This is a genomic window from Stenotrophomonas sp. 2201_Sma, assembly GCF_056486685.1.
The window spans coordinates 1,621,762-1,647,141 of record NZ_CM151329.1; the positions used below are offsets into that span (position 1 = coordinate 1,621,762).

Sequence of the window (25,380 nt, forward strand, 5' to 3'; positions counted from 1 at the left end):
TCGATCCCTCATGCGCCATACCGCCCATCGGCTGCTCCGCCTGATCGCCCTGCTGCAGGCCCGCCGACAGTGGTCGGGGGCTGAACTGGCCGAGCGCATGGGGGTGGACCGGCGCAGCATCCGCCGCGACATCGAGCGCCTTCGTGAGCTGGGCTATCCGGTCAGGGCATCGGCCGGGGTAGGGGGCGGCTATCAGCTGGGGGCGGGCGCACCGGTACTGCCGATGCTGCTGGACGAAGAGGAGGCGACGACCCTGGCCATCGCCCTGCGTGCGGCCTCGGCCACGGTGGCCGGCATCGACGAGACCGCGCGCGGTCTGCTGTCCAAGCTCGACCCACTGGTGCCGACCCGCCGCCGCCAGCAGGCTGGCGAGGTGCACGCCGCCACCGCGACGCTGTCGGATCTGCCTTCCACCGATGCACGTCTGCTGGGGCGCCTGGCCCAGCATTGCCGCCAGGCAACCCGGCTGGCCTTCGAGTACCGCAGCGCGCAGGACGCGGTGACCCAGCGCGAGGTCGAGGCCCAGCATCTGGTCAACTACGGACGTCGCTGGTACCTGCTGGCCTGGGATCTGGGCCGCCAGGACTGGCGCACGTTGCGGGTGGACCGGATGGGCGCGGTGCGCGCGCTGGCCGAGCCCGGCCTGCATCGGCGCACGCCCGCACCGCCCGATGTGATGGTGCGGCAGGCGGTCAGCCAGGCGCCGTTCGCACTGCAGGCGGTGCTGCGCCTGGCCGGCAGCCACACCGAGCTGGAAGGTCGCATTCCCCCCTGGTGTGGCGTGCTCGAAGCCGATGGTGCCGGTCACTGCCTGCTGCGCATGGGCGCGGAAAGCCGCGGCATGATGCTGGCGCAGATTCTCAGCCTCGACCGGGTGCCGCTGGAGCTGTGGACCACGCCGCCGGCGCTGCGCCAGGAACTGGCGCAGCGCCTGGGCGGGCTGGCGCAGCTGCTGGCTGTGCCTGACGTCACAGGCTGAGCCGCACGGCTTGGCAACGCGGGGCGAAGCTGGGACACTCGCGGCCATGAAGGGGAGACTGGGGACAACGGCGATCATCATCGCTGCGCTGACCGCTGCGCCGGCCAGCGCCGGCACCCTGTACAAGTGCCAGGGGGCAGACGGGGTCACCAGCTATGTGAGCAAGCGTGTGGCCGGTGCCCAATGCAGCACCATCAGCTACAGCCGGGAGGCCGCCCGCCCGGCCCGCCCTGCAGCGACTGTTGCCAGGCCTGTGCCGGCCACAGTGGCCAGCATCGAGCGCAATCCGGTGGCGGTGGCCGCCAGTGCCGCCGTGCCCGTGCCGGCTGCACCGGCGCCTGCTTCGACTCCGGCAGTTGCTGCCGGCACGCCCCGCACCGGGCGCATGGTCAGTGGCCAGGTCTATTCCTATATGAAGGATGGGGTGCGCCACTACACCAGTGCGCGGCCCAGCCAGGTTGCCCACCTCGGGCCGGTGCGCACCATCCGCTACAGCTTCATGGAGCGCTGCTACGCCTGTGGGGCCAACCCGCGCGTGGACTTCGGCACCGTGCGTCTGAACACGACGGCCTTCCAGACCGAGATCGCTTCGGCCGCGCGCGAGTTCGGCGTGGAGGAGGCGGTGGTCCGGGCGATCATCCATGCCGAGTCGGCCTACAATCCGACTGCACTCAGCCGTGCCGGTGCGCAGGGCCTGATGCAGCTGATGCCGCCGACTGCCGCGCGCTTCGGGGTCAATGATTCCTACGATGCGGGCCAGAACATCCGTGGCGGCGTGCAGTACCTGTCGTGGCTACTGAAGCGATTCAACGGCAACCTCACCCTGGCCGCCGCCGGTTACAACGCCGGGGAAGGTGCGGTCGACCGCCATGGTGGCGTGCCCCCTTACAGCGAAACCCAGTACTACGTGCGTCGGGTGGGCCAGCTGGCCGAGCGTTACCGCAATGCCTTGAGTCACCAGTAGTCCGGCCGGTGCCGGTGCCGACTGACGGCCCATCGCCGGCTGCCGGTCGGCACACGGTACAAAGAGTTGTTGCAATGCGTTGTGTGGCGCGTAACGGTTCCGCTACACTCGCCCATGATTCAATGCGGCTCTGGCCCCCACCAGACCGCTGGCAGCCTTAAAGCTACCTAATCAATATCGGAGTGCCGGATGGCCAACGATGGGGTACACGATCCAGTCAATACCGGACGTCGGCGTTTTCTTACTGCCACCACAGCCGTGGTTGGCGCCGTCGGCGTCGGATTCACCGCAGTTCCTTTCATCAAATCGTGGAACCCCAGTGCCCGCGCGAAGCTCGCGGGAGCACCGGTGGTGGCCGATATCAGTGCCCTGCAGGAAGGCCAGCGCCTGATCGTGGAATGGCGCGGCCAGCCCATCTGGATCGTCAAACGGTCCAAGGCGATCCTCGACGCGCTGCATGGGCTCGACGACCGCCTCAAGGACCCGGAGTCCGGCGAGAAGGACCAGCAGCCCGCCTACGTGCTCAAGCAGAATCCCGAGCTGCGCTCGATCAAGCCCGATGTGTCGGTACTGGTCGGCCTGTGCACGCATCTGGGCTGCTCGCCGGAGATGGTGGCCGAGATCCGCCCCGAACCGTATGACCCGCAGTGGAAGGGCGGCTACTTCTGCCCCTGCCACAAGTCGCGCTTCGACATGTCCGGCCGCGTCTTCAAGGACGTGCCGGCGCCGATCAACCTGCTGGTGCCACCGCACCACTACCAGGACGACAACACGCTCATCATCGGTGTCGATCCGGAGGGGGCAGCCTGATGGCCAATATCCTGAGCCGTACCGCGACAGGCGTCGCCGACTGGGTCAACGCCCGCGCGCCGGGGCTGATGCCGATCTACCGCAAGCACGTCAGCGAGTACTACGCGCCGAAGAACTTCAACATCTGGTACTACTTCGGTTCACTGGCGCTGCTGGTGCTGGTCAACCAGATCGTCACCGGCATCTTCCTGACGATGCACTACAAGACCAGCGCGGCGGAGGCCTTCGGCTCCATCGAATACATCATGCGTGATGTCGAGTGGGGCTGGCTGATCCGTTACATGCACTCCACCGGTGCATCGCTGTTCTTCATCGTGGTCTACCTGCACATGTTCCGCGGGCTGCTGTATGGCAGTTACCAGAAACCGCGCGAGCTGGTGTGGATCCTGGGCATGCTGATCTACCTGGTGCTGATGGCCGAGGCCTTCATGGGCTACGTGCTGCCGTGGGGCCAGATGTCGTTCTGGGGCGCCAAGGTGATCATCTCGCTGTTCGGCGCGATTCCGGTGATCGGCAATGGCCTGACCGAGTGGATCATGGGCGATTACCTGCCCAGCGATGCCACGCTCAACCGCTTCTTCGCGCTGCACGTGATCGCACTGCCTCTGGTGCTGCTGCTGCTGGTGGTGCTGCACCTGGGCGCGCTGCATGAAGTGGGGTCCAACAACCCGGATGGCGTGGAGATCAAGAAGGGGCCCAAGGGCAACCGCTGGTCGCCCAATGCACCGGCCGATGGCATTCCCTTCCATCCTTATTACACGCTCAAGGATGGCGTCGGCGCCGGCTTCCTGCTGATCATCGCCGCCTTCATCATCTTCTTCGCCCCCGGCTTTGGTGGCCTGTTCCTGGAGCACGACAACTTCACCGAGGCCAACCGGCTGGTGACCCCGGAACACATCAAACCGGTGTGGTACTACACCCCGTACTACGCGATGCTGCGCGTGGTGCCGAACAAGCTCGGTGGCGTGCTGGTGATGTTCTCGGCGATCGCCATCCTGTTCCTGGTGCCCTGGCTGGACAAGGCGCGGGTGAAGTCGGTGCGTTACCGCGGCTGGATCTCGAAGGTGATGCTGGGCATGCTGGCCGTGTGCTTCGTGTGGCTGGGCGTGATCGGCTCCGGTCCGGGTACCGACGTGCACGAGACCTACATCGGGCGGGTGCTGACCTTCCTGTACTTCGCGTTCTTCATCACCATGCCGCTATGGACAAGGCTGGACAAGACCAAGCCGGTACCGGAGAGGGTGACCACGCATGACTGAGCGCTGGATGGTCCGGCTGGCCCTCGCGGCCGCCCTGATGCTGGGCAGTTTCCTGGCCACCGCTGCCGAAGGCGGCACCAAGCTGCTGCAGGCCGGCAACGACCTCGGTGACCGCGCATCGCTGCAGCGCGGCGCGCAGCTGTACATGAACTACTGCTCCAGCTGCCACGCGCTGAAGTACCTGCGCTACTCGCGGATGGCGCAGGACCTGGGGCTGACCGAGGAAGAGGTGATGAACAACCTCAACTTCACCGGGGCGGCAATCGGCGATCCGGTGCCGGTGGCGATGCCCAAGGAGCAGGCCGAGAAGTGGTTCGGCAAGATGCCGCCGGACCTGAGCCTGATCTCGCGTGTGCGGGGCAGCGACTGGGTCTACACCTACCTCAAGTCGTTCTATCTCGACAGCAGCCGCCCGCTGGGCTGGAACAACGCGTTGTTCGCCAACGCCTCCATGCCCAACCCGCTCTGGGAAATGCAGGGCCTGCAGCATGCCGTGCACGGCAAGGCCGAAGGGCCAGGCATGGACCCGCCGGTGACCGGGTTGCGCATCGACAGTCCCGGCTCGGTTGATGCCGGCCAGTACGACCAGGCCGTGCGGGACATCACCAACTTCCTCGAATACGCCGGCGAACCGGCCGCGCTCAAGCGGCAGCAGCTGGGCGTGTGGGTGATCCTGTTCCTGGCCCTGTTGACCTTCCTGGTGTACCTGCTGAAGAAGGAATACTGGAAGGACGTTCACTGATTCTGCCGCCGGCCGTTGACTGGGCCTATTGGCTTTTGTGATGGTCGGTTGCACACTCGGGGAGAAGTCGACCGCCGGCACGGTGCTGGCGGCGCCGATGCGGCAGGCGGTCTCCTGTCGTAGGAGAGCCTTTGATGGCGGCGAGCGTACGCATGCGCAATACACTGACGCTGTTTTCCTCGAACGACGATGTACTGTGCCACCGTGTGCGCCTGGTCCTTGCGGCCAAGGGTGTGACGTTCGATTTCGTTGCGGTCGATCCGCAGAATCCGCCCGAAGACCTGATCGACCTCAATCCGTACCATTCGGTGCCGACCCTGGTCGAGCGCGAACTGGTGCTGTACGCCGCTTCGGTGGTGAGCGAGTACCTTGACGAGCGCTATCCGCATCCGCCGCTGATGCCGGTCGATCCGCTGTCACGTGCACGCATCCGCCTGGCGATGCTGCGCATCGAGCACGACTGGGTGCCGCAGGTGCAGGCGATCCAGCTGGGCAACAAGACCCAGGCCGAGGCCGGGCGCAAGCGCTTGAAGGAGTTGCTGACCGCGTCGCTGCCGCTGTTCAAGGCCAGCAAGTTCTTCCTGAACCCGGAAATGAGCCTGGCCGACTGCGCGATGGCGCCGATCATCTGGCGCCTGCAGTCACTGGATGTGCCGTTGCCGAAGGACGGCAAGGCCATCGAGGATTACGGCAACCGCATCTTCCGCCACCCGGGGTTCGTGCGCAGCCTGACCGAGCAGGAAAAGAAGCTGCGCGACCTGCCCGTCTGAGCCGGCCGCTGCTTTCCCGTCTGCACGCCGACCGGCGTGCAGGCGATCCGCCCCGGTCGGGGCGTCGGGCGCGTACACTTCACGCATGACCGAAGACTTCTTCCACATGACCAGCCACCGCCCGTACCTGCTGCGGGCACTGGTGGAATGGATCAATGACAACCAGCTGACCCCGCACATCCTGGTCGACGCCGGCGTCCCCGGCGTGCAGGTGCCGCCTTCGGCGGTCAAGGATGGCAGAGTGGTGCTCAACATCGCCGAACGCGCGGTAGTGCGCCTGATGATCGACAACGAGATGGTGAGCTTCTCGGCGCGCTTCTCCGGTACCAGCTACCCGGTGCAGGTGCCGATCAGCGCCGTGCTGGCCGTCTACGCCCGCGAGACCGGGCAGGGCATGGCACTGCCGGATGACATTCCGGGCAGCGAACCGGCGTCGACCGGCGACGAAGTGCTGCATGACGACGACACGCCGCCGGAGGATACGCCGCCGGCAGGACCGCCGCCGAAGGGCCGGCCGAACCTGCGCGTGGTCAAGTAACAGGAGCATCCAGCGCAACTTTGCGCCTTGCCGTTCTACAGACCTGGTCGCCGGGCATGGCCCGGCGCTACCGATCCCGGATCAGGAAGATCCACGCCACGCGTGGATGTCCGGGATCAGACATCCTCGGCATCGTCCACATCCGGCCGGATCTGGCTGATCCGCGCCGCGCCCGGGCCGGTGAACGACACCAGCTGATCGCCGCGCAGCACCATCCGGCCCACATGGCGATCGATGCCATCGTAGGAATACTCGAATTTGAAGGTGCGCTCGAAACCGAGCCGGCCATCCTCGCCGCGCGACAGGCGCAGGCCGGTGGCATGCACCGCCTGGTCCAGCCACTGCACATTGGCGGCGCGGCAGGCGTTGCGTCCCAGCTCGACCGCGCGCTCGGCGGCGGAGCGGGCAGCGTTCCAGAAGAAGTAGACGATGGCGCCGGCAATCAGCAACAGCAGCAGGGTGGGCATGGTTCCAGGGCGTCGGGTGTCGATGCGGCAAAGATGGCGGCGAATGCCTGCTGGATCAAGCAGAAGATTCAGTTCATCCGCTGCGGATCACCGGAAGCCGGCTGCACTGCGGGCGCTGTGGTCATCGGTGGCGTTGCCGCTGCCGGTGCCGGTGCGATCAACGGCGCGGTCGCAGTCAGCTGCAGCAGTGCGGCCCAGTCCTGGCGGTTGAAACTGCATTCGTCCTCGCGCCCCGGCGTGCAGCTGGGCTCGATGCCGGTGCTGTCGCGTTCGCGGGCCGCAGGCAACTGGATCAGTCCGGTCCGATCCAGCGGCAGCAGCCGCATCGCCACGGTGTTCATGACGTTGCCGCCTACCAGGTACAAGGTCTGGTCACCGCCGAGATTGGCCGCGACCACCACTTCGCAGTGCGACTTCCAATGGCCGACCGAGCCATTGCCAAGCGCCTGTACCAGTCCGCTGTAGCTGAGCGTGGTGCTGCGGTCGCGCAGGAAGCACAGAAGATCACCGGGGGCCGGCTTAGCCGTGGCTGGATCGGCCAGCCGGTAAGGCACGCCGGAAGGGCCACCCTGGTAGGCAGCACGGATGTAGTCGATGTGGCGCGGCGAGGTGTTGAAGCCGGGGACACCGGCACGCACCATCACCCAGGAAATGAAGGCAGCCGACCAGGGATTGTCGATCAGGAAGGCACGGCAGTCGCTGTCGGTATAGCGCGAGCCCAGTGGTGCGGCACAACTGCTGGCACCGGCGATGCTGCCCATGGCGTTGAGCGTGCCGCTGTCACGCCAGTAGTGGGAGACGCGCTGCCAGGCAATCAGGCCGTTGTCGGCCAGATGCTCGTTCTCGGCTTCCGTGACGCTGAGGCTGGCGGCGCGGCCATCGCGGTCGATGAAGGGGCGGAACCACAGCCGATGCTCGTTGCACGCCGCGTTGCGGATGGCAATGGCCAAGGGGCTCAGGCCGAAGCGCGGCGGGACATCACAGGCCTCGGCCGCTGCGGCGGACAAGGGCATTGACGCGAGCAGCAGACAGGCAGGCAACAGCATCCGGCGCATGCGCGGCTCCAGTGGGGGATGCGCGCAGCGTCGCAGCGCCGTCGTGAACGCCGGGTGGATCCGTCAATGTCGGCCGGTCATGGCCGGGCGCTCCCCAGTGCATGACGCGTCCGGTAGCGCCGGGCCATGCCCGGCGGGCAACGCGGTTGCGTCAGGCGTTACCGGGCCTCAACCCGGCGGTGGGCCCAGCTTCAGTGACAGATCGATGGCCTGTACATGCTTGGTCAGGCCGCCGATGGAGATGCAGTCCACGCCGTCCTCCGCGATCGAGCGCAGGCCGCCAAGGCCGACGCTGCCGGACACCTCCAGCGGAATGCGGCCGGCGGTGATGCGTACGGCTTCACGGCGCAGGTCGGGGCTGAAATCATCGAGCAGGATGCGCTCGCAGCCGGACTCCAGCGCCTGACGGAGCTGGGTCAGGTCTTCGACCTCGACCACCAGTGGTAACCGTGGCCATTGCCGACGCGCGGCCGCCACCGCAGCGGCCAGCGAACCGGCGGCACGGATATGGTTTTCTTTCAGCATCACCGTGTCGTACAGGCCGAAACGATGGTTTTCCCCGCCTCCGCAGCGCACTGCGTATTTCTGTGCAAGGCGCAGGCCGGGCAGGGTCTTGCGGGTGTCGAGAATGCGCGTGCCGGTGCCGGCCACGGCGGCCACGTAGCGTGCCGTGGTGGTAGCGGTGCCGGACAGGGTCTGCAGGAAGTTCAGCGACGTGCGCTCGGCGCTGACCAGGCTGCGGCTGCGGCCGTGCAGCAGCGCAAGTACCGTACCAGCAGTGACGGACTCGCCTTCGGCGATGCGCCATTCGATGCGCACGTCCGGGTCGAGCGCGCGGTGGGTGGCATCGAACCACGGCCGGCCGGCAATCACCGCATCCTGTTTGCACAGCAGGTAGGCGCTGTCAGCCTGGTCGGGCAGCAGGGCGGCGGTGACGTCGCCGCTGCCCAGATCTTCTGCCAGTGCGCGGGCGACATCGGCGGCGACGACGGCCGCATCCGGCGTCGGCAGCATGCTCATGCGGCCGGGAAGTCAGCGATCTGCGCGGTTGGAATGGCCTCCTCGGCCAGCAGCACCGGGATGCCGTCGTCGACCCGGAACACCTGCTTGCGGTCACGGGTGACCAGGGCCTCGCGCAGCGGCTGTGCCAGCGGGTTGCCGTCGGCCTTGTTCACCGCGCCGGCGGAAATCGCCTTGTTGAGGGCTTCCAGGCCCTTGCCATCCAGCAGGGACAAGGGCTGGCGGGTGTCCGGCGACACCAGCAGGTCGAGCAGCTTGCGATCCATGGTTCTTCGTCTTGCGTGGAAGACGGCTAGAATACGTCTTTAAGGCAGGTGACGGCCAATGACCCCCAATCCGAACGCGCCGCTCGTCGGCATCGTCATGGGTTCCCGCTCCGACTGGGAAACCATGCAGCACGCCGCCCAGAAGCTTGAGGCCCTGGGTGTTCCGTTTGAAGTGAAGGTGGTGTCCGCCCATCGGACGCCGGATGTGTTGTTCAGCTATGCCGAACAGGCGGGCGGACGTGGCCTGCGCGCGATCATCGCCGGCGCCGGCGGTGCCGCGCATCTGCCGGGCATGATCGCGGCCAAGACCGCGGTTCCGGTGCTGGGCGTACCGGTGCAGTCCAAGGCGCTCAATGGCATGGACTCGCTGCTGTCGATCGTGCAGATGCCGGCCGGCATTCCGGTGGCTACCTTCGCCATCGGCAATGCGGGTGCCTCCAACGCCGCGCTGTTCGCCGCCGCGATGCTGGCCAGCGACCAGCCGGCCATCGGCCAGGCGCTGGATGCCTTCCGCACGCGCCAGACCGAAGATGTGATGGCCCACGACGACCCGCGCCAATGAACCTGACTGTCGGCATCCTCGGCGGCGGCCAGCTGGCCCGCATGATGGTCCTGGCCGGTGCGCCGCTGGGACTGCGCTTCGAACTGTACGATCCGGCGGCGGACGCCTGCAGCGGGCCGCTGGCACCGCTCACCGTCGGTGCCTTCGATGACCGCCAGGCGCTGGCGGACTTCGCCGCCAAGGTCGATGTTGTGACATTCGACTTCGAGAATGTGCCCGCGGACAGTGCGCAGTGGCTGGCCGAGCGGGTGCCGGTGTATCCGCCGCCCGCAGCGCTGGCTGTAGCGCAGGACCGCCTGAGCGAGAAGACACTGTTCCAGCAGCTGGGCATTCCGCTGCCGCCGTTCGCCGATATCCGCAGCCGCGAGGAGCTCGCCGCGAAGGCGGCCGCGTTCGGCCTGCCGTGCATCCTCAAGACCCGTCGCCTCGGCTATGACGGCAAGGGCCAGTTCCGGTTGCGCAGCGAAGCCGACATCGACGCTGCCTGGCAGGCCCTGGGCGCCCAGGTCGAGCATACCGGCCTGATCCTGGAGGGCTTCGTGGCTTTCCAGCGCGAGGTCAGCGTGGTGGCCGTGCGCGGCCGTGACGGCGGTTTCCAGGCCTGGCCGGTGACCGGCAACTGGCATGTGGATGGCGTGCTGTCGGCCAGTGTGGCGCCTGCCGTGCTGTCGGCCGCCGAACAGGACGCCGCCATCGGCTATGCCCGTCGCCTTGCCGAACATCTGCAGTACGTGGGCGTGTTCGCCCTGGAGCTGTTCTGCCGCGACGGCGAACTTCTGGCCAACGAGATGGCGCCGCGCGTGCACAATTCCGGCCATTGGACCATCGAAGGCAGCGAGACCTCGCAGTTCGAGAATCATCTTCGTGCCGTGCTCGGCCTGCCGCTGGGCAGTACCCGCATGCTCGGCCACGCCTGCATGCTCAACTGGCTGGGCGAGATGCCGGACCCGGCGCCAGTGTTGGCCCAGGCCAGCGGCCATTGGCACGATTATGGAAAGCAGCCCCGCGACGGCCGCAAGGTGGGTCACGCCACGCTGCGCGACGACCAGGCCGGCGCACTGGCCACGGCGCTGGAACAGGTGGGCGAGGCACTGGGGCGCCAGTTGCAGGTCGAACCGGCCGTGCGGTCGCTGCGCGGTTGACCGCGACGCGGAAGCGCAACGCTGTGGCGCGCCGATGCACGCATCGGCGCATCATCCAGGGTGATAGCGTGAGGCTCCTTTCCCCGGAGTCATTGTCATGCTCGACTGGAACGCATATCGCAAGGAACTGAAGGGCCGTATCGGCGAGATCGGCAAGCTCTCGCCGGATACCATCAAGGGCTACGCCACGCTGGCCAATGCCGGTGCCCAGACCCACCATCTCGATGCAAAAACCCGCGAGCTGATCGCGCTGGCGGTCGCCGTGACCACCCGTTGCGATGGCTGCATCACGGTGCACGTCGATGCCGCGCTCAAGCAGGGCGCCAGCCGTGAGGAGATCGCCGAGGCGCTCGGGGTGGCAGTTTCGCTCAACGCCGGTGCGGCACTGGTGTACTCGGCCCGGGTCATGGATGCGGTGGCGGCGCACGAGAGCGCCTGATGCCCGCCGTGTCGCCAGGCATGGCCCGGTGCTGCCGGGCCGCGCCCGGCGGATGCTCTCAGCGCAGCCGGCTCTCGGCGAATTCCCAGTTGGTCAGCTGCCAGAATGCCTCCAGGTAGCGTGCACGGTCGTTCTGGTAGTCGGTGTAGTACGCGTGTTCCCACACGTCGCAGCACAGCAGCGGCGTGCTGTCGCCGGTCAGCGGGGTGCCGGCGTTGCGGGTGGCCTGGATGCCAAGCTGGCCGCCCGGATGCTGCACCAGCCACACCCAGCCGGAGCCGAACAGGCCCAGCGCGGTGCGGTTGAACTCCTCGCGCAGGCGCTGCACGTCGCCAAACTGGCGCTTGACCAGCTCGCCCAGCCGTCCCTGCGGCTCACCGCCGCCGCGCGGGCGCAGGCACTGCCAATAGAACCCGTGGTTCCAGGCCTGGGCCGCGGCGTCGAACAGAGCGCCCTGGGCATGGCGGACGATCTCCTCCAGCGAGGCCTCTTCCCATTCGGTACCAAGGATGCCTGCATTGACCGTATCGACGTAGGCACGGTGGTGCCCGCCGTGATGCAGTTCCACGGTCTGCGCGGAAAGATGGGGCTGCAGGGAGCCGGACAGGTAGGGCAGGGCAGGCAGTTCGACGGGCATGGACAGGTTCGTGGCCAGAGGGGCGGCGGCAGCCGGTTCCATCCGCTTACAATGGCGGCTACCTTGGGCAGTCTAGCCGACCATCGCGGTCGGTTTGTCCGGCGAAGCAAGGAGTGTGGTTGTGGCGGTAATGCAGCAAATCCAGGCCGAGGTCGATCGTTACCCGCTCGTGCTGTTCATGAAGGGCACCCCGCAATACCCGACGTGCGGCTTCTCCAGCCGCGCCGTACAGGCGCTGATGGCTGCCGGCGCCGTCTCCCTGCGCACCGTCAACGTGCTGGAGGAGCCGGAAATCCGCGCGAACCTGCCGCGTTTTTCCAACCTGCCGACGTTTCCGCAGCTGTTCATCAACGGCGAGCTGATCGGCGGCTGCGACATCATCATGGAGCTGTTCGAATCCGGCGAGCTCAAGCGCATCGTCGAAGAGGCGACCCTGGGATGAGTGCGCAGCCATCGACGTCACCGACCAACGGGGCGCTCGATGGCCGTCCGTTGCAGGACCGCGTGGTGCTGGTGGCCGGTGCCGGTGGTGGCCTCGGAAGTGCCGCCGCGGTGGCCGCCGCCAGCGCAGGCGCGACCGTGGTCCTGCTGGGGCGCAAGCCGCGCCGGCTGGACCGGGTCTACGCCCAGGTGCAGGCAGCCGGTCCCGAGCCCCTGCTGTATCCGCTGGATCTGGAAGGGGCCGGTCCCGATGACTATGCCGACCTTGCCCAGGCGCTGCAGACGGAGCTGGGGCGACTGGACGGGCTACTTGTCTGCGCCGCCCACTTTCCGGGCTTGACCCCGTTCGAACTGGCCGACCCGGCAAGTTTCGCCCGCGCCGTCCACGTCACCCTGACCGCACCCGCCTGGCTGGCGCAGGCCTGCCTGCCGCTGCTGCGCCAGCGCGACGACGCGGCGCTGGTGTTCACGGTCGACGCCCCGGAACGGGTGGGGCAGGCCTACTGGGGAGGCTATGGCGCCGCCCAGCATGGCCTGCGCGGCCTGATTGCCAGCCTGCATGATGAGCTGGGCCGCAGTCCGGTCCGGGTCAGCGGGCTGTACCCGGGGCCCCTGCGCACGGCCCTGCGCGCCCGCGCCTATTCGATCGACCAGGACCCGGCTGCGCAGGGGCCCGAGGCCGCCGCCGCCGCGGCCGTGACCCTGCTGTCCAGCGCCGGCTCGGCCTGGCGGGGGCAGATCCTGGATGCAGGCAGCGCACGCCCGGCAGGGTGAAGGGCGACGTAAGGCGGGATGAAGATCCCGTCATGATTGCGTTGCGATCCGGTGCCGTTTGTCGCACAACCGTCACATTGATGGCGTAGCGTGTTAATCTAGTGTTAACCGTTATGGCTGCCTTCAGCCAACACGGTCGGGAACCCCAGATCACTGTCCAGTCGGCCACCCGCAAGGCCGCTTGGATGCGCCTTTTTTTTTCCGCCATCGCCAACTCGTATCGAGGCTACCCTAGATGACCCACCCACTCCGGATGTCCAAGCTCACCCTTGGTCTCGTGGCCGCACTTGCTGCCGCTCCCGCCTTCGCCCAGAGCACCTCTGCAGGTGTCGGCGGCCAGGTCGTGTCCGCCGCAGGCCAGCCTGTCGCCGGTGCTGAAGTCACCATCACCCACACCGAGTCGGGCACCGTTTCGCGCGCCACGACCGATGCGTCGGGTCGTTACAACGCGCGCGGCCTGCGCGTGGGTGGTCCGTACACCATCACCATCACCAAGCCGGGTGAAGGCACCAAGACCGAAGAGGGTGTCTACCTGAACCTGAACCAGGTCAACACCGTCAATGCCAACCTGACCGGCGACGTGGCGGCCACCAACCTGGACGCCGTGAACGTTGTCGCCACCGCGGGCGGCCTGGACATCTTCAGCGCCACCAAGATGGGTACCGGCTCGAACGTGACCCGCGAAACGATGGACGCGCTGCCGTCGGCCAACCGCAACATCCAGGACTACATCCGCCTGGACCCGCGCATCTCGCAGGTCAGCAAGGCTGACGGCGCGATCTCGGCTGGCGGTCAGAACACCCGCTACAACGCGATCCGTATCGACGGCATCAGTGCCTCCGATCCGTTCGGCCTGGGCTCCAACAACCTGCCGACCGAGCGTCAGCCGGTGTCGATGGATGCCATCCAGGAAATCAACATCGATCTCGCGAACTACGACACCACCATCGCCGGTGGTACCGGTGCGGTGATCAATGCCGTGACCAAGTCGGGTACCAACGAGTTCCATGGCACTGTCTACGGTTCCTACCGCGACAAGGACATGGTCCGCGAGGAACTGCGTGGCGAGAAGTTCAACGGCTTCGAGGACGAGAAGACCTACGGCATGACCTTCGGCGGCCCGATCGTCAAGGACAAGCTGTTCTTCTTCAGCAACTACGAGAAGTACGAGCGTTCGGCCGCTGGCATCAGCCTGAGCGACACCCCGATCGGCAAGGGCACCATCACCCAGCAGCAGATCACCGACGTCCAGAATTTCCTGGGTGGACTTGGCTATGACCCGGGCAGCCTGACGGCACCGAACAGCAAGACCGAAATCGAAGAGTACGCGGTCAAGCTGGACTGGAACATCAATGAAAACCACCGTGCGGCCCTGCGCTACAACAAGATGGAGCAGAACGTCGTCCGCTTCCCGCAGGTCAGCACCAGTGCGATCTCGCTGAGCAACTTCTGGTACCAGCAGCCGACCGAATACGAAACCTGGATGGGCGAACTGTTCAGCGACTGGTCCGAGAACTTCTCGACCGAGTTCAAGGTCTCGCACAAGGATTACTCGGCCAACCGCGTTCCGCTGGTCGACATGCCGCAGATCCGCATCCGTTCGGGTAACGACTCGCTGTACGTCGGTACCGAGCAGAACACGCACGTCAACATCGTGGAATCGAAGGAACTGAGCGCCTTCGGTGCCGGTACCTGGTACATCGGCGATCACACCGTCAAGTTCGGCTTCGATTACTCGAAGAACGACCTGATGAACTTCTACGGCCGCAACCTCAACGGCGTCTACGAGTTCAACAGCGTCGAGGACTTCCTGAACGGTCGCATCGCGCGCTACCAGCTGCGTGCCCCGCGCGCCGGCGGCAGCCGCAGTGATATCCCGGCAGACTTCACCCTGAAGAACACCGGTGTGTTCGTCCAGGATACCTGGGCGATCAACTACAACCTCAGCCTGATGTTCGGTGTCCGCGTCGACATGCCTGACTTCAGCAGCCAGCGCCTGTACAACCCGCGCATCGAGCAGCTCTACGGCTACAACAACACCCAGCTGGTCGACAAGAACCTGGTGCAGCCGCGCGTCGGCTTCAACTACACCTTCGACAGCGAGCGCCCGACCCAGCTGCGTGGTGGCGTGGGCCTGTTCGGTGGCGCTGCCCCGAACGTGTGGCTGGCGGGTGCCTACCAGAATACCGGCCTGAACTACATCGAGTACGACGAGCGCAACCTGACCAGCGGCTTCACCCCGGACGGCAACAATCCGTACATTCCGGCTGGTGGCCCCGCAGCTGCGCGCCAGAACGTCGACATCATCGCCCCGGGCACCCGCCTGCCGTCGGTGTGGAAGGCCAACCTGGCGTTCGACCATGAGCTGCCGTGGTACGGCATCGTGGCGTCGGCCGAAGTGCTGATGACCAAGGTCAAGGACGGTATCTACTTCGACCGTCTCGACGTTTCGGCGCCGACCGCTTACGGCCAGGACGGTCGTGCGATCTACTGGGATGCGAATGGCCGTAATCCGGCAAACAGCCGCATGTCGGGTGGCACCAACTTCGGCATGACCACCGGCACCAACCGTGCCACCGACCGTGCCAACCGTCCGAGCGACATCGGCGACGTGCTGGTCATGCGCAACACCGACAAGGGTCGTGGTACCCAGGCTACCTTCTCGCTGGCCAAGCCGCTGACCGAGAACTGGGGCTGGTCGCTGGGTTACACCTATACCAAGTCCAAGGAAGTCAGCCCGCTGACCAGCTCGCAGAACACCTCGAACTGGAACAACACGCTGATCTTCAATGCCAACGAAGACGTGGCCTACGACTCGCGTTATGCGATCAAGGACCGCATCACCGGCACCCTGGAGTGGAAGCACAACTTCTTCGGTGACAACGCCACCCGCGTCGGCCTGTTCTACGAAGGTCGTTCGGGCCGTCCGTACAGCTACATCTTCTACAACGATGCCAACGGCGACGGTGCTACCACCAACGACCTGTTCTATGTGCCGAGCGGCCCGGGTGACGTGCTGTTCGGTTCGGTGGTCGGCGGTCGCTTCGTGCAGAGCGCGCAGATGGAGCAGGACTTCTTCAACTGGCTGGCGCAGAATCCGGAGCTCGATGCCTACCGTGGCAGCGTGGTCCCGGCCAACTCGCACCGTGCCAAGTGGATCAACACCTTCGACGTCCGCATCAGCCAGGAGTTCCCGGGCTTCGTGAAGAGCCACAAGGGTGAGATCGCGCTGGACATCATGAATGTCGGCAACCTGCTGAACAAGAAGTGGGGCCTGATCGACGACTACGGCTTCTACGCTACCCGTCGCGTCGCCAACTACGCGGGTATCGACCCGGCGACCGGCAAGTACGTGTACTCGTTCACCGGTTCCACCGACAACCCCGCGATCCAGGAAAACAACAACGACAAGGGCAACACTGCCGTGTCGCGCTGGTCGATGCAGCTGACCCTGAAGTACAAGTTCTGATCCGTCGGAACATCACGCAGTAGACGGAAACGGCCGGGGCAACCCGGCCGTTTCCCGTTCGGGTGAAAGTTCTTGCAGTGGTCACGACATCGGCGTAGCATCCGGTTTCGTGCGCGGCGCCGACGCCGCAGATGCGGTCCCGGAATGGCGAACGCGGTCAGCACACATCCAACGGTCGGGATTCCCGGCCGTTTTGCTTTTTAAGGGGGCGGCAGTACAGTCGGAAACCTTGAAGGAAGCGAAACGTTGGATATGACCACGAACGAAAAGGCAGCCCGTGCGCTGCCGGTGCAGGACGCGCGGATCTACCCGCGCGGTGGGCTGGATGTGCTGTCGCGGGCAGAGGTGGCGCGCCTGCGCGACGCCTCCGGCGGCGGCATGCACGAGCTGCTGCGCCGCTGCGCGCTGGCCGTGCTGACCAGCGGCAGCGCATCGGATGATCCGCGCGCGGCGCGCGATCTCTATCCCGACTTCGACATCCAGGTCGCGCAGCAGGATCGCGGTGTGCGCATCGACCTGGTCAATGCGCCGGCGATGGCCTTCGTCGATGGCGAAATCATCCGCGGCGTGGCCGAGCTGCTGTTTGCCGTGGTCCGCGACCTCGCCTACATGGCCATCGAGATGGGCCCGGCCTACGCGGCCGAACTGGAGTCCTCCGAAGGCATCACCAACGCGGTGTTCGGCCTGCTGCGCAACGCGCGCATCCTCAACCCCGGTGACCCGAACCTGGTGGTCTGCTGGGGCGGTCACTCGATCTCGCGCGATGAATACCTGTACACCAAGCAGGTAGGCTACGAGCTGGGCCTGCGCGGCCTGGACATCTGCACCGGCTGCGGACCGGGTGCGATGAAGGGCCCGATGAAGGGGGCCACGATCGCCCACGCCAAACAGCGCAAGACGGTGACGCGCTACATCGGCCTGACCGAGCCGGGCATCATCGCCGCCGAATCGCCCAACCCGATCGTCAACCACCTGGTGATCATGCCGGACATCGAGAAGCGCCTGGAGGCGTTCGTCCGCATCGGTCACGGCATCATCGTGTTTGCCGGTGGTGTCGGCACCGCCGAGGAGATCCTGTACCTGCTCGGTATCCTGTTGCGCGACGAGAACAAGGACCTGCCGTTCCCGCTGATCCTGACCGGCCCGACCGTGGCTGCACCGTATTTCGAGCAGATCGACCGCTTCATCCGGCTGACCCTGGGCGATGCTGCCGCCGAGCGTTACGAGATCATCATCGGCGACCCGGTTGCCGTGGCCAGGAAGATGTCCGCCGGCATCAAGCGCGTGCGCGAGCATCGCCTGGCGCAGAAGGATTCGTTCTTCTTCAACTGGTCCATCGAGATTCCGTGGGAGTACCAGCAGCCCTTCGTGCCGACGCATGAGGCCATGGCTGCACTGGATCTGCACCATGGGCGTGCGCCGCATGCCCTTGCGGCGGACCTGCGTCGTGCCTTCTCCGGCATCGTTGCCGGCAATGTGAAGGAGGATGGCATGCGCCGCATCGAGCAGTTCGGGCCGTTCCAGATCCACGGTGACCCGGACATGATGCAGGCCCTGGACGCGCTGCTGCGCGCCTTCGTCGAGCAGCGCCGGATGAAGATCTCCGGCGAGTACCAGCCCTGTTACCAGGTGCTGGCCTGAGACCGTGCCGGCGCGATGGGGATCGCGCCGGCAGCGGTGGGGAAGGGCGGTTCGTCAAGCGTTTGACGCCCGTCGCCCCGGATTGACCGTTCATCCTGCCGCCGCTTGCTGGCGGCAGGGTGATGGCCCATGGTGGCGATCAATACGCTGGGGAGCGTCCACATGTCTTTGCGCCGGCAGAACGGCTTCACGCTGGTTGAGTTGATGATCGCGGTGGTCGTGCTGGGCGTGCTGGCGACGATCGCGTTTCCGAGCTTCCAGAGCACCATCCGCTCCAACCGCATCGCCACCACCAGCAATGACCTCATCGCGTCGATGGCGCTGGCCCGCAGTGAAGCGGTGAAGAACCGCAGGGGCGGCGGGGTGTGTGCCTCTGCCGGAGGCACGTCCTGTGATGGCGACAGCTGGACCGATGGCTGGCTGGTCTGGGCCGACAGCAACGGCGACGGCGCGCTCAGTGCCGGCGAAACCGTCCTGCGCTACAGCCCCGGACGTTCGGCGCTGGTCGCCGTCGGTACGCCCGACCTGTCGGTGAGTTTCGACCCGCGGGGCCGCAATCGCGCCAATGCCACGCTCGACCTGACGCTGCGCCCGGACAACTGCGGCAAGCAGCCGCTGCAGCGCACGCTGCGCCTGTCCCCGACCGGGCAGGTGCGTCTGTTGAAGGAGGACTGCAAGTGAGAACGTCCCGTTTCCGTTCCCCGCGCAACGCACAGGGCGGCTTCAGCCTGATCGAGGTATTGATCGCGATCCTGGTGCTGGGGGTAGGTTTGCTGGGTTTCGCACTGCTGCAGACGATGAACGTGCGCTTCGTGCAGAGCGCCAACTATCGCACCCAGGCGACCAACCTGACCTACGAAATGCTTGATCAGCTGCGGATGAACCGCTCGATGGCACCGTCCTACGTGGGCGACTACACCGCGACCACCGCGGCCAAGAACTGCCTGCCACCGGTCGGCAACGACATCGGCAAGGACGCGTTCACCCTGGACTGGACCTGTCGTCTCGGCAAGGCGCTGGGGGACGGGGCCACGGCCAAGGTCGCACGTGCCGGTACCCAGTACACGGTCAGCGTGACGTGGGGTGACGAGCGATGGAACGCGGACGCCAGCGATACCACCTTCAGTGCCGGGAGCCGCCTGTGATGCGTGTGTATTCCCCGGCCCGTCGCATGGCCGGCCTGTCCATGGTCGAACTGATGATCGCGCTGACCATCGGCGTGATCGTCATGCTTGGTGTCGTCCAGGTGTTCGCGGCCTCGCGTGCTGCCTATCAGCTGTCCGATGGCCTGGCGCGCGTGCAGGAGAACAGTCGCTTCGCCATGGATACCCTGCAGCGCGAACTGCGCATGGCAGGTCATTTCGGCTGCGTCAACGATCAGGCCCGGCAGTCGCCGGATGGCGTCTCGCTGTTTACGACGTTCGCGGCCACGCCTCATCCGGCGCTGGACTTCCAGCGATCCATCCAGGGCTACGAGGCGACCGATACGGCACCCGGCGATGCGGTGACGCTGCCGGCCACTCCGGCGACGGGCGGCACCGCGTACACGCCCGCATTGCCCGATGAATTCGCTGCGGCGCTGCCCAACCGGGTCAACGGCAGCGACATCGTCGCCCTGCGATACCTGATGCCGGACGGCGTGCCGGTCACGGCTTCCGGCGGTACCGTCGCGCAGCCGGTTTTCAGTTTCGACAAGGCGCGACTCGCCGTCCTGCAGAGTGGCGTTGCCGATTCGGGGCTGTACGGCGCTGCCGACTGCGCCAGCGCCACCGTTTTCCAGGCGCGCAGCATCGACAAGGCAGGGGGCACGATCACCTTCGGCGATGCACCGAACAATGCGAGCAACTTCATCCGTCCGGTGACCGCAGGCCAGGCGATGCTGCATCGTGCGGAAAGCGCTGTGTACTACGTGGGCTACGACGCTGCCAGCGCACGTTCCTCACTGTACCGTGTGCGTTTCAACGCCACGCCCAACGGTGCGCTGGTCGCCGGCGCGCCTGAGGCCCTGGTGGAGGGTGTGGAGAACATGCAGCTGCTGTACGGCCAGGATCGTCGCCTGACCAGTGCCTACCCGACCGGCTTCATTGATCGCCAGGGTACCGCTGCCACCGTGCAGGCATCGGCCAATCCCAACATCAACGCCTGGCGGCGCGTGGGCGCCGTGCAGATGGGCCTGGTGATGGCCAGTCCCGATCCCTCGGCCGCCCCTCAGGCCGACCAGAATGCGGTACTGACCTCGATGGGCGTGACGTTCACCGCGCCCGAGGACGGCCGCATGCGCGCTGTTTACCAGACCACCATCGCCCTCCGCAATCGCCTCTTCGGCAACTGAGGCCACCATGCATCCGCGCCCGCGCCCCCCCTCCTTCGCATCGCACCGCCAACAGCGCGGCGCGGTGCTGTATGTCGCTCTGATCATGTTGATCCTGCTGGCCCTGATCGGCATCGCCGGCATGCAGGTGACCGGCATGCAGGAGCGCATGGCCGCCAACTACCTGCGCTCGAACCAGGCGTTCCAGAACGCCGAGGCCGATGTACGTTCGCAGGAAGCGGCGATCCAGGCGGTCATCGACAGCGGCAAGATCTTCGAGGCCAACCAGGAAGAGTGCAGCCCGGTGTTCGACCCGGCGACCTGGGCCGATGGCAAGACCACGGCAACGGCGATCAATACCCGCCGCCTGGACAAATGCGTGCCGGTCGGGCCGCTGGGCCTGGGGCGGCGCAAGAACGAAGAGACCGAGAACATCTACCAGATCACCGTGTTGGCCAGTGACGATCCGGCCAATCCTTCTTCCAGCGCCGTCATCGACACGATCTTCATTCCATGAATACTCCGCGCCGATTCTCCCGCCTTGTCTCCTCCCCGTGGCTGCGTGCAGGCACCGCCGCTGCCGTGCTGGTGGGCGTGGGCGCACTGGTCTATCCGCTGTTCGCTGCGCTTGGCGACTATGACATCGCGCAGGAGCCGCTCTACAGCAAGAAGACACAGCCGCCGCTGATGATGATGGTGATGTCGCGCGACGAGCAGCTGTTCAACAAGGCCTACAGCGACTACAGCGATCTGGACGAGGACGGCACGCTCGACACCACTTACCAGGACAAATTCGACTACTCCGGGTACTTCGACTCCAATCTCTGCTACACGTACAGCAGCAGCCAGTTCAAGGCCACGGCCAAGGCGACCGGCACGCAGAGACACACCTGTTCGGGTACCTGGTCCGGCAACTTCCTCAACTGGGCGACCATGAGCCGCCTGGATGTGATGCGCTACGTGCTGTACGGCGGCCATCGCATCACCGATACCGCCAGCAAGACGGTGCTGGAGCGGGCGCAGATTCCCAACGACCTGCACGCCTGGGTCAAGGTGTACAGCGGCGCCGACATCAACAACTTCACCCCGTACAAGACGACCATGTCGTTCTGCAATGCCAGCATCAGTGCCACCGGCGCACCGCTGATGCGCGTTGCCAGTGGCAGCTGGGGTGAATGGGCCTCGACTGCCGGCTATCAGTGCATCGTGGGGCGCAGCGACGAGGGCAAGGATGACTCCCCCCGATCGGTCGCGGCCGACCTGAATGTCCGGGTTGAAGTCTGCGCCACCGGTTCTGGAACCTTCCAGGAAGCGTTCTGCCGCAAGTACAACGACGGCACCCGGGACTACCTGAAACCGGCGGGACTGCTGCAGTCCTATGGTGAAAGTGGCCGTCTGCGGTTTGGTCTGGTCACCGGCACCTATGTCAATCCGCGCGATGGCGGCGTGGTCCGTCGCAACATCGGCAAGATCGCCGGCAACGGCACGACCTTCTGCGCAGCCGGCGACGAGATCAACCTGTCCAATGGCCAGTTCTGCAACACGCTGACGGGCGGGGCCGAGGGCATCATCAATACGATCTCCAACTTCCGCATCGACCAGTGGAACTGGAAGGACAAATGGACTGACTGTGACGACTACAGCATCCTGAATCGCCAGGGCTTCGACGGCCGGGGCAACCTGACCGACCCGGGCAACGCATCCAAGAAGTGCAGCGCCTGGGGCAATCCGTTGGCGGAGATGTATGCCGAAGCGCTGCGCTACATCAAGGGGGAAACGAAGGGAATCTACAGCGCCAGCGGTGATCTCAGCGGCCTGCCCAATTCGGTGGCCTGGAAGGATCCGTACCGCTCGCCGAACGACGGCGGCAACTCCTACTGCGCTACCTGCAACATCCTGGTGATGTCCTCGGGCCTGCCGTCCTTCGACAGCGACAACATCGGTACGGTCACTGGCCTGACCACGGCAGCGGCGGCGACCGATGCGATCGGCAACCAGGAGAACATCACCGGTGGCAGCTACATGGCAGGCCGTGTCGGCCTGACCAATCGCTATGCCTCGATCAACACCCATGAGGACATCTGCCGTGCGGTCAAGGTGACAGGCCTTTCGCTCGTGCGCGGCATCTGCCCGGACGTGCCGTCCACGGAAGGCAGCTACCTGATCTCGGGGCTGGCCAAGGCTGCTGCCGAGACCGATCTGCGTCCGGGTGTGCAGAGCAAACCCAACACCTACAAGCTGACCGCCACCACCTACACAGTGGCCATGGCCGAGAGCCTGCCGAAGTTCGAGATTCCGGTGGGCAATGGCAAGATCACCCTGGCCCCCCTGTGCCAGGCCAACAACACCGAAGGGGCGGGCATCAACAGCAGCGGCTGGCGCAGCTGTTTCCTCGGCTCGGTCGGCGTGGGCACCAAGGCCTCGTCCGTTGACCCCAAGTACGTGTATGGCCGTAACTATCGCGCAGACGGCAAGGCCGGCAGTTTCTCGCTGGTCTGGGAAGATTCGCTGTGGGGCAACGACCACGACAACGACGTGGTCTCCATGCTCAGCTACTGCGTAGGCGACACCTGCGACGAAGGCAGTGCAACACCGTTCCGCAACATCTGCTGGCGCTCGACCAGCGCCGAGTGCCGCAACAATGCGGTGCGCAACAAGGTGGGCGCGGATGAGGTCCTGGTGCGCATCGAGAATCTGTCTGCGTATGCGGGCAACGCGATGCTGACCGGCTACACGATCGTGGGCTCCAATGCCGCTGACAACGTGCAGCGGCTGGTGTTGCGCCCCGGCAACCGCAATGGCTCGGTACTGAGCACCACCGCCGATCCGCCAAGCAGCTGGACCGGTGCGGTCGTGACGCGCTACAAGCTGGGCAGCGGTCAGGCCGGGCAGCTGGAAAGCCCGCTGTGGTACGCCGCCAAGTACGGCGTGCCGGAAGGCAAGAAGTGGGACAGCAAGGTGCCCGGTGTACCGGACAACTACTTCCTGGCGCGCAATCCGGCCAAGCTGAAGTCCGCGCTGGAATCGATCTTCGACAGCGCTGCGGCTGGCGAGGCCCCGGTCGGTGGCAGCGGCACCGGCGCCCGTGTCAACGCCGGCTCCTTCACCGTGTCCGCGCACTACACGGTGCCGTCGGGCTCGAACGACTGGACCGGTGATGTCATCGCCAGCCAGACCACGAACACCGGTGGCGCCGGCGCTGAACTGTGGCGTGCGTCGACCAAGATGAGCGCCTCCGGGCGGACCATCGTGATGTCGACCGCACCGACCTATGTAAACACGTCCAACCAGCTGGTGCCGGTGGCAGCGGCCGATTTCACTGCCGACAACGTTCCCGGGCGTGATCGCGCCGAGAAGCTCGGCAACATGGGGCTCAACACGGTGCCGAACTGGTTCGGTTCGCACAGCGTGGCGGATCTGGTCAGTTACCTGCGCGGCTCACCGGTGAGCGGTTTCCGCCCGCGCAGCTCACTGCTCGGCGATATCGTCAATTCCAGCGTGGAGATTGTGTCCAACAAGGACGACTACGGCTTCACCTCGTGGCAGGCGCAGGGCGGAGTGAGCTGGAAGACCACGCTCGGTTTGAGCTATCGGGCCTACCTGGCGACCAAGGTGGCAAACGGTGGCCCACCGTCGATGGTCTACGTCGGTGCGAACGACGGCATGCTGCATGGCTTCAATGCCAGCACCGGCACCTCGGCGGGCAGCGAGCAGTTCGCCTTCATTCCATCGGCCTCGCTGCAGCACATGGCGGAGCTGGCCAACCCTACCTATGGTCATCGCTACTACGTGGATGGCGGACTGACCTCGTCGGACGTCTACTACGGCGATGCCTGGCGCACGGTACTGGTCGGTTCGACCGGCGGCGGCGGCGCGTCGCGCGGGCCGTCGGCCACGGCAGTGGGCAACGGTTCGGTGTTTGCCCTGGATATCAGTAATCCCACCGGATTCACCGCCAGCAACGTGCTGTGGGAGATTTCCGGCAAGACCGAATCGGACCTGGGCTTCGTCATGGGCAAGCCGGTCGTGGTGCCCGTCGCCGGCCCCAATGCGGACAGTCCGCCCCGGTTCGTCGCCCTGTTCGGCAATGGCGTCAATTCCAGCACCGGCCGACCGGTGCTCTATGTGGTCGACATCCGCACCGGCGAGATCCTCAAGCGCGTATACCCTACGGCGGGCAAGTATGCAGTCGCCAATGGCCTCAACCATGTCACCGCGGTAGCGCTGCACAACAGCAGTGGCCTGGCCGACACCGTCTACGGCGGCGACATGCAGGGCAACATGTGGCGATTCGACCTGCGTGGCGGTGATCCCAGCGCCTGGAATGTGGCCCTCAACGGCACGCCGCTGTTCACCGCAGTGCGCAGCGCTGTCGCCCAGCCGATCACCGGCGCGATCGAAGTCTCGGCGGGGCCGGGCGGTGGCGTCAGCCTGTTCTTCGGTACCGGTCGCTACTTCACCGCTGACGACAATGCAGTCACCCGTAATTCGCCGGTGCAGACGCTGTATGGTCTCTGGGACAACCTCTCCACTGCCATTTCCAGCCGTGATTCGCTGGTGGGGCAGACCGTCAGTGCCAACGGTGCCGGGTTCCGTGACGTGTCGGGCAACGGCGTGGACTACGCGAGCAAGCGCGGCTGGTACGTCGACCTGATCGTGGGTTCCAATGTGGAGGGTGAGCGCTTCTTCGGCTATCCGACGCTGCAGGGCGGCGCGGTGATGTTCACCACCTATGTGCCCGGGCAGGCGGTCTGCGGCACCGGCGGCGGCACCAACTGGCGCTATCGCCTGAACATGCTGACCGGCCAGCCGGCGATGAGCGGCTTGACCGACGAGGTCGGCGGAAACGCGCTGTGCGGCGCCAACTGTGGTGCCGGTGCGCTGACCCGCGGCGGAGACATCGCAACCGGTGCCCCGGTGCTGTCCACCAATGTCAACAGCACTACCTTGAAGGGCTGCGATCCCAGCGATCCGAAGTGCACGGTCGATGGATCGCTGGACCGCTGCATCGTGGCCCTGAACACGCCGGGCGCGGATACCGCGTATGGCCAGCGTGCCTGTGGCCGCCAGTCGTGGCGCCAGATCCGATGATTA

The 25,380-nt window shown here is 65.9% G+C and carries 24 protein-coding genes; 19 read left to right on the forward strand and 5 right to left on the reverse strand.

Going from position 1 to position 25,380, the window contains the following annotated elements:
• Window positions 1–10 precede the first annotated feature (10 nt).
• From ACZLIF_RS07590 to ACZLIF_RS07620, 7 genes are all read left to right on the forward strand, one after another.
• Window positions 11–979 carry a helix-turn-helix transcriptional regulator gene (locus tag ACZLIF_RS07590; RefSeq protein WP_128989555.1) on the forward strand — a complete coding sequence of 323 codons (969 nt, stop codon included), beginning with the start codon at window positions 11–13 and terminating at the stop codon, window positions 977–979.
• A 46-nt stretch (window positions 980–1,025) separates the two neighbouring features.
• Window positions 1,026–1,943, forward strand: a complete 918-nt coding sequence (locus tag ACZLIF_RS07595) for a lytic transglycosylase domain-containing protein (protein WP_128989557.1) — start codon at window positions 1,026–1,028, stop codon at window positions 1,941–1,943.
• A gap of 189 nt (window positions 1,944–2,132) precedes the next feature.
• Window positions 2,133–2,753, forward strand: coding sequence for a ubiquinol-cytochrome c reductase iron-sulfur subunit (gene petA / locus ACZLIF_RS07600; RefSeq protein ID WP_053516597.1), 621 nt, complete (start codon window positions 2,133–2,135; stop codon window positions 2,751–2,753).
• Window positions 2,753–4,012, forward strand: coding sequence for a cytochrome b (locus ACZLIF_RS07605; RefSeq protein WP_053516598.1), 1,260 nt, complete (start codon window positions 2,753–2,755; stop codon window positions 4,010–4,012). Before petA ends, ACZLIF_RS07605 begins: the two co-directional genes overlap by 1 nt.
• On the forward strand, window positions 4,005–4,754 hold the full coding sequence (locus ACZLIF_RS07610) for a cytochrome c1 (RefSeq protein ID WP_053516600.1): 750 nt from the start codon (window positions 4,005–4,007) through the stop codon (window positions 4,752–4,754). The genes ACZLIF_RS07605 and ACZLIF_RS07610 overlap by 8 nt, the downstream gene beginning before the upstream one ends.
• 134 nt (window positions 4,755–4,888) lie before the next feature.
• Entirely contained in the window at window positions 4,889–5,524 is a 636-nt protein-coding gene (locus tag ACZLIF_RS07615; RefSeq protein ID WP_053516601.1) for a glutathione S-transferase N-terminal domain-containing protein, read from the forward strand.
• Window positions 5,525–5,609: 85 nt separating this feature from the next.
• A complete protein-coding gene (locus ACZLIF_RS07620; RefSeq protein WP_053516602.1) occupies window positions 5,610–6,062 on the forward strand; it encodes a ClpXP protease specificity-enhancing factor in 453 nt (150 codons plus the stop codon).
• A gap of 116 nt (window positions 6,063–6,178) precedes the next feature.
• Here the strand turns inward: ACZLIF_RS07620 and ACZLIF_RS07625 are convergent, their stop codons facing one another.
• From ACZLIF_RS07625 to ACZLIF_RS07640, 4 genes are all read right to left on the reverse strand, one after another.
• Entirely contained in the window at window positions 6,179–6,529 is a 351-nt protein-coding gene (locus ACZLIF_RS07625) for a DUF3301 domain-containing protein (protein WP_053516603.1), read from the reverse strand.
• Between the two features lie 68 nt (window positions 6,530–6,597).
• Window positions 6,598–7,584: a DUF2272 domain-containing protein gene (locus ACZLIF_RS07630; protein WP_053516604.1), complete on the reverse strand. Its 987-nt coding sequence runs from the start codon at window positions 7,582–7,584 to the stop codon at window positions 6,598–6,600.
• Between the two features lie 168 nt (window positions 7,585–7,752).
• The gene (nadC, locus tag ACZLIF_RS07635; RefSeq protein WP_111186038.1) at window positions 7,753–8,604 is read right to left on the reverse strand and encodes a carboxylating nicotinate-nucleotide diphosphorylase; all 852 of its coding nucleotides are present in this window, start codon (window positions 8,602–8,604) and stop codon (window positions 7,753–7,755) included.
• A complete protein-coding gene (locus tag ACZLIF_RS07640; protein WP_005408847.1) occupies window positions 8,601–8,870 on the reverse strand; it encodes a Trm112 family protein in 270 nt (89 codons plus the stop codon). The genes nadC and ACZLIF_RS07640 overlap by 4 nt, the downstream gene beginning before the upstream one ends.
• Window positions 8,871–8,928: 58 nt before the next feature.
• Between ACZLIF_RS07640 and purE the strand changes: the two genes are divergently transcribed.
• From purE to ACZLIF_RS07655, 3 genes are all read left to right on the forward strand, one after another.
• On the forward strand, window positions 8,929–9,432 hold the full coding sequence (purE, locus tag ACZLIF_RS07645) for a 5-(carboxyamino)imidazole ribonucleotide mutase (RefSeq protein ID WP_053516607.1): 504 nt from the start codon (window positions 8,929–8,931) through the stop codon (window positions 9,430–9,432).
• Entirely contained in the window at window positions 9,429–10,574 is a 1,146-nt protein-coding gene (locus ACZLIF_RS07650) for a 5-(carboxyamino)imidazole ribonucleotide synthase (RefSeq protein ID WP_128989559.1), read from the forward strand. The genes purE and ACZLIF_RS07650 overlap by 4 nt, the downstream gene beginning before the upstream one ends.
• A gap of 97 nt (window positions 10,575–10,671) precedes the next feature.
• A complete protein-coding gene (locus ACZLIF_RS07655) occupies window positions 10,672–11,013 on the forward strand; it encodes a carboxymuconolactone decarboxylase family protein (RefSeq protein WP_111186039.1) in 342 nt (113 codons plus the stop codon).
• A 58-nt stretch (window positions 11,014–11,071) separates the two neighbouring features.
• Here the strand turns inward: ACZLIF_RS07655 and ACZLIF_RS07660 are convergent, their stop codons facing one another.
• Complete coding sequence (locus ACZLIF_RS07660; RefSeq protein WP_128989561.1) at window positions 11,072–11,650, reverse strand: superoxide dismutase; 579 nt, start codon at window positions 11,648–11,650, stop codon at window positions 11,072–11,074.
• 121 nt (window positions 11,651–11,771) lie between these two features.
• Between ACZLIF_RS07660 and grxD the strand changes: the two genes are divergently transcribed.
• The 9 genes from grxD (at window position 11,772) to ACZLIF_RS07705 (ending at window position 25,377) form a co-directional block, all read left to right on the forward strand.
• Complete coding sequence (gene grxD / locus ACZLIF_RS07665) at window positions 11,772–12,092, forward strand: Grx4 family monothiol glutaredoxin (RefSeq protein WP_053516610.1); 321 nt, start codon at window positions 11,772–11,774, stop codon at window positions 12,090–12,092.
• On the forward strand, window positions 12,089–12,865 hold the full coding sequence (locus ACZLIF_RS07670) for an SDR family NAD(P)-dependent oxidoreductase (RefSeq protein WP_128989563.1): 777 nt from the start codon (window positions 12,089–12,091) through the stop codon (window positions 12,863–12,865). Before grxD ends, ACZLIF_RS07670 begins: the two co-directional genes overlap by 4 nt.
• 235 nt (window positions 12,866–13,100) lie before the next feature.
• Window positions 13,101–16,334 (forward strand): TonB-dependent receptor, encoded by a 3,234-nt coding sequence (locus ACZLIF_RS07675; RefSeq protein ID WP_128989565.1) that lies wholly within the window; start codon window positions 13,101–13,103, stop codon window positions 16,332–16,334.
• 252 nt (window positions 16,335–16,586) lie between these two features.
• The gene (gene ppnN / locus ACZLIF_RS07680) at window positions 16,587–17,975 is read left to right on the forward strand and encodes a nucleotide 5'-monophosphate nucleosidase PpnN (RefSeq protein WP_053516614.1); all 1,389 of its coding nucleotides are present in this window, start codon (window positions 16,587–16,589) and stop codon (window positions 17,973–17,975) included.
• A gap of 162 nt (window positions 17,976–18,137) precedes the next feature.
• Window positions 18,138–18,656, forward strand: a complete 519-nt coding sequence (locus ACZLIF_RS07685; RefSeq protein ID WP_065181387.1) for a GspH/FimT family pseudopilin — start codon at window positions 18,138–18,140, stop codon at window positions 18,654–18,656.
• Window positions 18,653–19,120, forward strand: a complete 468-nt coding sequence (pilV, locus tag ACZLIF_RS07690; protein WP_128989567.1) for a type IV pilus modification protein PilV — start codon at window positions 18,653–18,655, stop codon at window positions 19,118–19,120. Before ACZLIF_RS07685 ends, pilV begins: the two co-directional genes overlap by 4 nt.
• The gene (locus tag ACZLIF_RS07695) at window positions 19,120–20,307 is read left to right on the forward strand and encodes a PilW family protein (protein ID WP_239519813.1); all 1,188 of its coding nucleotides are present in this window, start codon (window positions 19,120–19,122) and stop codon (window positions 20,305–20,307) included. The genes pilV and ACZLIF_RS07695 overlap by 1 nt, the downstream gene beginning before the upstream one ends.
• Before the next feature lie 7 nt (window positions 20,308–20,314).
• Entirely contained in the window at window positions 20,315–20,803 is a 489-nt protein-coding gene (locus tag ACZLIF_RS07700; protein WP_065181230.1) for a pilus assembly PilX family protein, read from the forward strand.
• The gene (locus tag ACZLIF_RS07705) at window positions 20,800–25,377 is read left to right on the forward strand and encodes a pilus assembly protein (RefSeq protein ID WP_128989569.1); all 4,578 of its coding nucleotides are present in this window, start codon (window positions 20,800–20,802) and stop codon (window positions 25,375–25,377) included. The genes ACZLIF_RS07700 and ACZLIF_RS07705 overlap by 4 nt, the downstream gene beginning before the upstream one ends.
• Window positions 25,378–25,380: the final 3 nt, after the last annotated feature.

Bases quoted from the DNA above. Each gene is read 5' to 3' on its own strand.
- ACZLIF_RS07590 (WP_128989555.1), top strand. From the start codon at position 11: ATGCGCCATACCGCCCATCGGCTGCTCCGCCTGATCGCCCTGCTGCAG.
- ACZLIF_RS07595 (WP_128989557.1), top strand. From the start codon at position 1,026: ATGAAGGGGAGACTGGGGACAACGGCGATCATCATCGCTGCGCTGACC.
- petA (WP_053516597.1), top strand. From the start codon at position 2,133: ATGGCCAACGATGGGGTACACGATCCAGTCAATACCGGACGTCGGCGT.
- ACZLIF_RS07605 (WP_053516598.1), top strand. From the start codon at position 2,753: ATGGCCAATATCCTGAGCCGTACCGCGACAGGCGTCGCCGACTGGGTC.
- ACZLIF_RS07610 (WP_053516600.1), top strand. From the start codon at position 4,005: ATGACTGAGCGCTGGATGGTCCGGCTGGCCCTCGCGGCCGCCCTGATG.
- ACZLIF_RS07615 (WP_053516601.1), top strand. From the start codon at position 4,889: ATGGCGGCGAGCGTACGCATGCGCAATACACTGACGCTGTTTTCCTCG.
- ACZLIF_RS07620 (WP_053516602.1), top strand. From the start codon at position 5,610: ATGACCGAAGACTTCTTCCACATGACCAGCCACCGCCCGTACCTGCTG.
- ACZLIF_RS07625 (WP_053516603.1), bottom strand. From the start codon at position 6,529: ATGCCCACCCTGCTGCTGTTGCTGATTGCCGGCGCCATCGTCTACTTC.
- ACZLIF_RS07630 (WP_053516604.1), bottom strand. From the start codon at position 7,584: ATGCGCCGGATGCTGTTGCCTGCCTGTCTGCTGCTCGCGTCAATGCCC.
- nadC (WP_111186038.1), bottom strand. From the start codon at position 8,604: ATGAGCATGCTGCCGACGCCGGATGCGGCCGTCGTCGCCGCCGATGTC.
- ACZLIF_RS07640 (WP_005408847.1), bottom strand. From the start codon at position 8,870: ATGGATCGCAAGCTGCTCGACCTGCTGGTGTCGCCGGACACCCGCCAG.
- purE (WP_053516607.1), top strand. From the start codon at position 8,929: ATGACCCCCAATCCGAACGCGCCGCTCGTCGGCATCGTCATGGGTTCC.
- ACZLIF_RS07650 (WP_128989559.1), top strand. From the start codon at position 9,429: ATGAACCTGACTGTCGGCATCCTCGGCGGCGGCCAGCTGGCCCGCATG.
- ACZLIF_RS07655 (WP_111186039.1), top strand. From the start codon at position 10,672: ATGCTCGACTGGAACGCATATCGCAAGGAACTGAAGGGCCGTATCGGC.
- ACZLIF_RS07660 (WP_128989561.1), bottom strand. From the start codon at position 11,650: ATGCCCGTCGAACTGCCTGCCCTGCCCTACCTGTCCGGCTCCCTGCAG.
- ACZLIF_RS07670 (WP_128989563.1), top strand. From the start codon at position 12,089: ATGAGTGCGCAGCCATCGACGTCACCGACCAACGGGGCGCTCGATGGC.
- ACZLIF_RS07675 (WP_128989565.1), top strand. From the start codon at position 13,101: ATGACCCACCCACTCCGGATGTCCAAGCTCACCCTTGGTCTCGTGGCC.
- ppnN (WP_053516614.1), top strand. From the start codon at position 16,587: ATGACCACGAACGAAAAGGCAGCCCGTGCGCTGCCGGTGCAGGACGCG.
- ACZLIF_RS07685 (WP_065181387.1), top strand. From the start codon at position 18,138: ATGTCTTTGCGCCGGCAGAACGGCTTCACGCTGGTTGAGTTGATGATC.
- ACZLIF_RS07695 (WP_239519813.1), top strand. From the start codon at position 19,120: ATGCGTGTGTATTCCCCGGCCCGTCGCATGGCCGGCCTGTCCATGGTC.
- ACZLIF_RS07700 (WP_065181230.1), top strand. From the start codon at position 20,315: ATGCATCCGCGCCCGCGCCCCCCCTCCTTCGCATCGCACCGCCAACAG.
- ACZLIF_RS07705 (WP_128989569.1), top strand. From the start codon at position 20,800: ATGAATACTCCGCGCCGATTCTCCCGCCTTGTCTCCTCCCCGTGGCTG.